The organism is Vibrio sp. 10N.261.55.A10 (genome assembly GCF_041470825.1).
GTDB lineage: Bacteria > Pseudomonadota > Gammaproteobacteria > Enterobacterales > Vibrionaceae > Vibrio > Vibrio crassostreae_C.
On sequence record NZ_JBFRNC010000001.1, the window covers coordinates 1 to 7,452 of the forward strand.

The following is a 7,452-nucleotide window of genomic DNA, read 5'->3' on the forward strand; positions in this document are numbered from 1 at the left end:
CTATTGGGGGTCAGTTCAAATCAGTGGCTTTTTCGTATCAACTCATATCAGAATTATCTGGTAGAAGTTGATGGAATCTCGATTGTTAATCGATTTCTTTGTCTTTACCCATAGATAAAATCCAAAGAGATACGGCTGCAACACCTGCAAAGCCACCAAGAATGATAACTGGCATAGCGCTGTAACCTAGGATGTGCCAAATTACGCTTTCTAAAGTACTCATTCAATCGCTCCTTATTGCCAGCCTTCAACGCCGTGCATGTCTGGTAGTTTGTGTGCAATACCTTTGTGACAGTCTACACACGTTTTTTCACCAGAAGCTAGCGCAGTCGAGTGTTGTTTCGCACTACGGGGGCTCTGCTCTGAGAAGTCCATGTAATCGAACTGGTGACAGTTACGACACTCAAGTGAATCGTTCTTCTTCAATCGAGCCCATTCGCGTTCCGCTAGGTGAGCACGACGTGCTTTGAACTTTTCTTCAGTATTGATGGTTTTCGCAATAAAGTGTGCGTATAGCTCTTTAGATGCTTGAACCTTACGAACAATTTTATCTGTCCATTCATGAGGAACGTGACAGTCTGAACAGATAGCACGAACACCAGAACGGTTAGAGTAGTGAATTGTCTCTTGGATTTCAGCAACGATAGGTGCGTGACAGCCAGAACAGAATTCTTCCGTGTTGGTTGCCTCCATACCCGTGTTGAATGCACCCCAGAACAAAAGACCACCCGAGAAACCCAAGAACAAAACAACGCCTACGGCTGCTTTGCTTGGTGTCGCAAGTCTTTTCCAAAACGCTTTAAGTAATTTTATCATATATAGCCTCTCTTACAGTCCGGCTACGATTAACGCAGTGAATCTACAGGTTTGAACTCGTTCTCAACTAGTGGCTTAGCATTAGCTTGAGGTACGTGACACTGTAGACAGAAGTAACGACGAGGTGATACGTCTGCAAGTACCGCATCTTCACGGTTCATGTAGTGAGTTACACTCACTTTAGTAGCACCCATTTCTTTTGCGTTTTTCCAGCTGTGGCAAGAAAGACACTTGTTAGCGTTAAGAGAAACTTCATAGCTACGAATAGTATGAGGCACTAGAGGTGGTTGGTATACGTAGTCACTCTCAAGTACTTGGTCACGAGGGAACTTTTTGAAGTCATCTGCTGCGCGAGTTGCTTCAAGTTCACTTGCACCACGTAGAGATTCTACGCCACCAATGCCGCCTGGGTTATCCAGTTCAGCTTCAGCTTGAACTGCACCAGCTAGCAAAAGACCAGCTGATAGTAGGGCAGTAATCAGTTTTTTCATGGTTAATTTCTCCGCCTAAAGGCTAATTCTTTGAGTGGACTACTTCTTTCAAAAAGTAACGAAAAAAGCAGTCGCAATATTAAAAACGTCAGATCTACGAGCTAAGTGGTAAGAACATATTGTCCTTAAGCGACCTTAGTGATCTTAACTGGACACTTCTTGTAGTCCGTCTGTTTAGACAGAGGATCCGTTGCATCCAAGATCAACTTGTTGATCAGAATTCTTGCATCAAAGAATGGTACGAATACCAAGCCTTGTGGTGGACGGTTACGACCACGAGTTTCAACACGAACGCGTACTTCACCACGTTTGTTTTCGATAAGAACTTCATCACCACGGCGAAGACCACGAGCTTTAGCATCAGCAGGGTGGATGTAACAAAGTGCATCCGGTACTGCTTTGTAAAGTTCTGGTACACGACGAGTCATAGTACCTGTGTGCCAGTGCTCAAGAACACGACCTGTACATAGCCACATATCGTATTCATCGTTTGGTACTTCAGGTGGCGCTTCGTATGGTGCATTGATGATCAGTGCTTTACCATCTGGTTTGCCGTAGAAGTCCCAATCAGAACCTTTCTTAGCATATGGATCTGAACCTTCTTTAAAGCGCCATAGTGTCTCTTTACCGTCAACAACAGGCCAACGTAGACCACGAACTTGGTGGTAGCGATCGTATGGTGCTAAATCGTGACCGTGGCCGCGACCAAAGGCTGCGTATTCTTCGAATAGACCTTTTTGAACGTAGAAACCTTGAGCTTGTGCATCGTCGTTAAGCTCTTGAGCTTCAGACAGTGGGAATGCATCAACGTTGCCGTTTTTGTAAAGCACGTCGTACATGGTTTTGCCACGGTACTCAGGCATTTTCGCAACCAGTTCTTCACCCCAAACTTCTTCAATAGTGAAGCGCTTAGAGAATTCCATGATTTGCCATAGGTCAGACTTAGCTTCACCTACAGTTTTCACTTGTTGGTACCATGCTTGTGTACGACGCTCTGCGTTACCGTAAGCGCCTTCTTTCTCAATCCACATTGCTGTTGGAAGGATGAGGTCAGCCGCTTGAGCTGTTGCCGTTGGGTACGGGTCAGAACATACAATGAAGTTATCTGGGTTACGGTAACCTGGCAGACGTTCAGTGTTGATGTTTGGACCCGCTTGCATGTTGTTGTTACACATTACCCAGTAAGCGTTGATTTTACCGTCTTTCAACATACGGTCTTGAAGAACAGCGTGAGCGCCGGGTACCGGTGGAATGGTGCCTTCTGGAAGTTTCCAGATATCTTCTGCAATTTTACGGTGTTTAGGGTTAGCAACCACCATATCGGCAGGTAAACGGTGAGCGAATGTACCAACTTCACGCGCTGTACCGCACGCTGACGGTTGGCCAGTTAGTGAGAATGGGCTGTTACCTGGAGTAGAAATCTTACCTGTAAGAAGGTGGATGTTGTACACAAGGCTGTTCATCCATACGCCACGAGTATGTTGGTTCATACCCATAGTCCAAAGTGACATTACTTTGATGTTTGGATCGGCATATTGCTTAGCCAGCTTGATAAGGTCTTCTTGAGATACACCTGACATTTCAGACGCTTTCTCAACTGTGTATTCAGCAACAGACGCTTTGTAGTCTTCGAAAGAGATAGCAGTCATTTCGCCTGAGTTAGGGTTTGCGGCTGCTTTCTGTAGTGGATCATCGTCACGCAGACCGTAACCGATGTCTGTCGTTGCTTGCTTGAAGTTCGTGTGCTTGTTCACGAAGTCCCAGTTAACCGCATCGTTTTGGATGATGTAGTTTGCGATGAAGTTTGCGATCGCAAGGTCAGACTGAGGGTTGAAGATGTAACCCGTGTCTGCAAGCTCGAAAGAACGGTGGTAGTAAGTAGACAGTACGTTTACTTTAACGTGTGGGTGGCTTAGACGACGGTCTGTAATACGAGTCCATAGTACTGGGTGCATTTCTGCCATGTTTGAACCCCACAGTACGAATGCGTCTGCGTGTTCAAAGTCATCGTAACAACCCATTGGCTCATCAATACCGAAAGTGCGCATGAAGCCTACTACAGCAGAAGCCATACAGTGACGAGCGTTTGGATCTATGTTGTTTGAACGGAAACCCGCTTTCATCATCTTAACGGCTGCGTAGCCTTCCATTACTGTCCATTGGCCTGAACCGAACATACCAACACCTGTTGGACCGTTCTTCTTCAGTGAAGCTTTCCATTTCTCAGCCATCACGTCGAACGCTTTGTCCCAAGATACGGGTGCGAAATCACCATCTTTATGGAACTCACCATCTTTCATACGAAGAAGAGGTTGTTCTAGACGGTCTTTGCCGTACATGATTTTTGAAAGGAAGTAGCCTTTGATACAGTTAAGGCCTTTGTTTACAGGAGCTTCTGGATCGCCTTGAGTCGCAACCACTTTACCGTTTTGAGTACCTACTAGTACTGAACAGCCCGTACCACAAAAACGACAAGGCGCTTTATCCCACGTGATTTTTGTTTGATCAGAGCTAGCAATCAGGTTGGTTGCTGTTGCCGGTAGAGTTACACCTGCAACGGCTGCCGCTGATGCAGCTGCGTTTGCTTTCACAAACGCACGTCTTGTCATTTTCATACTTCACCCTCAAGTTGAGAATTGTTACTTCCAGTTTCTAAATCCGTTTCGTCGAGTCCAGTTTCGATTTGGTGATAAACCAAAGCTGTCCCCAAAACGTTCTTAATGTTGTTTATTGCTTCGATGGTGTCCGTTACAAAACCTTGGTTTTCAGTTTCTAGGACCACGATGATTTTGCCTTCAGGGCTATCTCCGTAGATTTCAGCGTTATCGAATTGATCGATCTCCGCTTTGATCTCATTTAGATGCTCAGGGCTCACATGCACGACTAAACTTGATATATGCACTTCATTTAGTGCCATAAATTGCTCTCGTTATTTTTGTTTTATGCATTACTCACAAGAATAGCCGAAGTAGGGCAAATTGCTACGCAGGCCCCACAACCGCTACACTCATCTAACTCGATTTTTGGTAGAGCAACACTGCCTGCTCTAAGTTCAAATTGAATGGCCATAGGTTCACACATGTCACCACAGCTTCGGCATTCAACATTTTGTTGCGCTAAACACTTATCAGAGATTTGTGCTTTTGCTTGCCAAGGCTCTCCTTGCTTTGGCTTAAAAATGGGTTCGGGACAAACATCTGCACATTGATAGCAGAACGTACACTCATCAATAGAGAAATCTACAGTGGGAAAACCACCATCGCCTATAATGATTATCTTAGTCTCACAACTCTCGATGCATTTACCGCAGCGAGTACAGTCATCTGTAAAGCTTTCTAGGCTGTCAATCCAAGGCAAACGAATCTGGCTTGAGTCAACTTTTCGTCTTGAAAAAAGACGGCGTTTTGATAGATCTACCACTAGATACCTATAGATGTTACTAAGATGTTGTAATTGTAGGTCATTATTCTATTAATATCTTGTAATGAGTCCTCACAAGTAGTGTAGTTTTAGAAACAATTGTATAAATACCCCCTAAGGGCTAATTGGGGGCATATATTGTCTTAGATCAATAAATTACGGAGCGAGTGATCACATATTGAATGGAGCTATGATTTTTGATGTGTGACAATACGATATCGCTGGCAAGTCATTTATCAATAGGAAGGCACTTTTGCTTATAAAACCGGTTTCATCTGTAACAAGTACGATAGCAAAATCTTTGCTCTCTATACTGCTGTTGTCGGTTGCTACGACTGGCTTTGCCATCTTTACTTTGGCTTCAAGTTTGAATGATGCGGAAGCGGTTAACGTGGCCGGTTCAATGCGAATGCAAAGCTACCGTTTAGCCCATGATATTCAAATAGAATCTGTCGATTATGAATCTCATATTCGTGAATTCGAAAGTTCTCTTTACTCGCCATCCATGACTAATTTGGTCAGTTGGAATGTTCCGACAGACATCACAGAAGATTACTATTTAATTATCGGCCGTTGGCATGAGCTAAAACAGGTCTTGAATAGCGAAGAGCGCGATCACTATCTCGTGTTGGTTGAAAACTTCGTGGCTGAAATCGATGGCTTCGTTTATAAGCTGCAAGAGTTCTCTGAAGACAAGTTAATAAAGTTAGCGTGGGCTGGTGGTATCGGCCTTGGTGGGATTCTGGTCATATCTCTTTTTGTTGTTCACTTTGTACGTAAACAGGTTGTTAAACCGCTACATGCTCTTGTCGGTGCGAGCCAAAGAATCAAAAACAGCGACTTCGAGGTAGAACTCAAGGTGACCAGTAACAACGAAATGGGCATTTTGACCAAAACCTTCAACTCGATGGCCAAAGATTTAGGCGTGCTTTATCGAAACCTTGAAGATGTGGTGGATGCAAAGACGATTGAGCTGCAAAATGCGAACCAGTCGCTGCAGGCACTTTATAACTCGTCACAAGAGCTCACGGTGACGCGTATTGCTCCTGAAAACTTCCGAGCTATCTTGCAGCATCTCGTGAGCTTGGAAGGGATTGGATCACTGAGGCTCGAGATTGTCGATAACTCAGGCCGTTCATTGATTATGGATGAAGGTTACGATTCGAATTTAGACTACGAAAAGTTTGAGATGAAACTCGACGATAACGAACTTATTCTCGGCTATTTATACTGTTCATATCACCACGGGCACTCAACTAAAGCTCTGATCGAAAGCTTCATTCAACTGCTATCGAGAGCGATCTACTACAATCGTGCTCAAAAGAAAGCTGAACAGCTTATTATCATGGAAGAGCGTGCCACGATTGCACGTGAACTCCACGATTCATTGGCTCAATCACTGTCGTACTTGAAAATTCAAGTTACACTATTAAAGCGTGTGATTGGCAAACTGCCAGAGCAACAGCACCGAGAGCAATCTGAACAAATCGCGTCTGAGATCGGAAACGGCTTAGCCGACGCTTATACCCAGTTAAGAGAGCTACTCACCACATTTAGGTTGACCATTAAAGAGGGCAACTTTGGAGACGCCTTAAGTACCATGCTTGAGGCGCTCAGCGAGAGAACCGATGCGAAGATTAACCTCACTAATAATCTCTCATCGATCGAGCTTGATGCGCATAGTCAGGTTCACTTGCTTCAATTGATTCGTGAAGCAACAATAAATGCAATAAAACACGCCAATGCCGACTTGATAGATGTATGCTGTATCGATGAGGACGGTGAAGTATTAGTCGTGATAAAAGATAATGGAGATGGCTTTGACTCAAGTAGTTCCAAGGTGAACCACTACGGGATGAGCATTATGCAGGAGCGTGCGGCAAGACTGAATGGCGACTTGACGATTGAAGCGGCGCAAGGTGAAGGCTGTACAGTCATATTGAAATATAAAAGTTTGAAGGAAGTTAAAGTTGACGATTTGTAAAGTAATGCTGGTTGATGATCATCCATTGATGCGCAGAGGTATAAGCCAATTACTGAGCTTTGAAGACGAATTCGAAGTGATTGCAGAAGCAAGTAACGGCACTGAAGCGGTTGCTCTTGCTCATGAAGAAGAACCTGATTTGATCCTTTTGGATCTCAATATGAAGGGCATGTCTGGTTTAGATACCTTGAAAGCACTTCGCACTGACGGTTCTAGCGCAAACATTGTTATTCTAACGGTTTCTGATAGCCCTGCAGACATTGAAGCGATTGTAAAAGCAGGCGCTGATGGCTACTTGTTGAAAGACACTGAACCCGATGAGTTAATTGAACTGCTTAAGCAAGCACACAGCGGTGACAAGGCTTACAGCAGTGTGGTTGCTCGTTACCTAAATGATGCTGGAAGCCGCAATGATATCTTCGAACAACTGACTGAACGTGAAATGCAGATCCTTCAAGAAGTCGCGAAAGGTTACCGTAATAAGCAGATCGCCGATCACCTGTTTATTTCTGAATCGACAGTTAAGGTACATATGAAGAGTCTACTGAAAAAGCTGCAAGTGCCTTCCCGTACCGCTGCCACGGTTCTGTATCTAGAACGCTATGGTGAAATGAAGTAGGGCGTGTTCCTTTGAGATAACACTATTTCAAGCCTGACTGTTTATACATTTTGTACATGTCTCGATAGTTTTAACGATGTTGAGAAAGTGACATTAAAAAAGGCGCTGAACTTATTAAGTTC

Annotated in this window: 8 protein-coding genes; 2 read left to right on the top strand and 6 right to left on the bottom strand. The window is 44.2% G+C overall.

Annotated features, from left to right (window positions below; all coding sequences use genetic code 11):
- Positions 1-85: 85 nt before the first annotated feature.
- From AB4274_RS00005 to napF, 6 genes are all read right to left on the bottom strand, one after another.
- Complete coding sequence (locus AB4274_RS00005) at positions 86-223, bottom strand: TIGR02808 family protein (protein WP_010430103.1); 138 nt, start codon at positions 221-223, stop codon at positions 86-88.
- Between the two features lie 11 nt (positions 224-234).
- A complete protein-coding gene (locus AB4274_RS00010) occupies positions 235-816 on the bottom strand; it encodes a NapC/NirT family cytochrome c (protein ID WP_009845456.1) in 582 nt (193 codons plus the stop codon).
- A gap of 29 nt (positions 817-845) precedes the next feature.
- Positions 846-1,307 carry a nitrate reductase cytochrome c-type subunit gene (locus AB4274_RS00015; protein WP_017062614.1) on the bottom strand — a complete coding sequence of 154 codons (462 nt, stop codon included), beginning with the start codon at positions 1,305-1,307 and terminating at the stop codon, positions 846-848.
- Between the two features lie 125 nt (positions 1,308-1,432).
- On the bottom strand, positions 1,433-3,922 hold the full coding sequence (napA, locus tag AB4274_RS00020; protein ID WP_017062613.1) for a periplasmic nitrate reductase subunit alpha: 2,490 nt from the start codon (positions 3,920-3,922) through the stop codon (positions 1,433-1,435).
- On the bottom strand, positions 3,919-4,224 hold the full coding sequence (locus AB4274_RS00025; protein ID WP_017062612.1) for a chaperone NapD: 306 nt from the start codon (positions 4,222-4,224) through the stop codon (positions 3,919-3,921). Before AB4274_RS00025 ends, napA begins: the two co-directional genes overlap by 4 nt.
- A 23-nt stretch (positions 4,225-4,247) precedes the next feature.
- On the bottom strand, positions 4,248-4,727 hold the full coding sequence (napF, locus tag AB4274_RS00030) for a ferredoxin-type protein NapF (protein WP_102428553.1): 480 nt from the start codon (positions 4,725-4,727) through the stop codon (positions 4,248-4,250).
- 253 nt (positions 4,728-4,980) lie between these two features.
- Between napF and narQ the strand changes: the two genes are divergently transcribed.
- Together narQ and AB4274_RS00040 are read left to right on the top strand one after the other, a co-directional pair.
- Entirely contained in the window at positions 4,981-6,711 is a 1,731-nt protein-coding gene (gene narQ / locus AB4274_RS00035) for a nitrate/nitrite two-component system sensor histidine kinase NarQ (RefSeq protein WP_017062610.1), read from the top strand.
- A complete protein-coding gene (locus AB4274_RS00040; protein ID WP_017062609.1) occupies positions 6,698-7,330 on the top strand; it encodes a response regulator in 633 nt (210 codons plus the stop codon). Before narQ ends, AB4274_RS00040 begins: the two co-directional genes overlap by 14 nt.
- The last annotated feature ends 122 nt before the right edge of the window (positions 7,331-7,452 follow it).

Bases quoted from the DNA above. Each gene is read 5' to 3' on its own strand.
- AB4274_RS00015 (WP_017062614.1), bottom strand. From the start codon at position 1,307: ATGAAAAAACTGATTACTGCCCTACTATCAGCTGGTCTTTTGCTAGCT.
- napA (WP_017062613.1), bottom strand. From the start codon at position 3,922: ATGAAAATGACAAGACGTGCGTTTGTGAAAGCAAACGCAGCTGCATCA.
- AB4274_RS00010 (WP_009845456.1), bottom strand. From the start codon at position 816: ATGATAAAATTACTTAAAGCGTTTTGGAAAAGACTTGCGACACCAAGC.
- AB4274_RS00025 (WP_017062612.1), bottom strand. From the start codon at position 4,224: ATGGCACTAAATGAAGTGCATATATCAAGTTTAGTCGTGCATGTGAGC.
- AB4274_RS00005 (WP_010430103.1), bottom strand. From the start codon at position 223: ATGAGTACTTTAGAAAGCGTAATTTGGCACATCCTAGGTTACAGCGCT.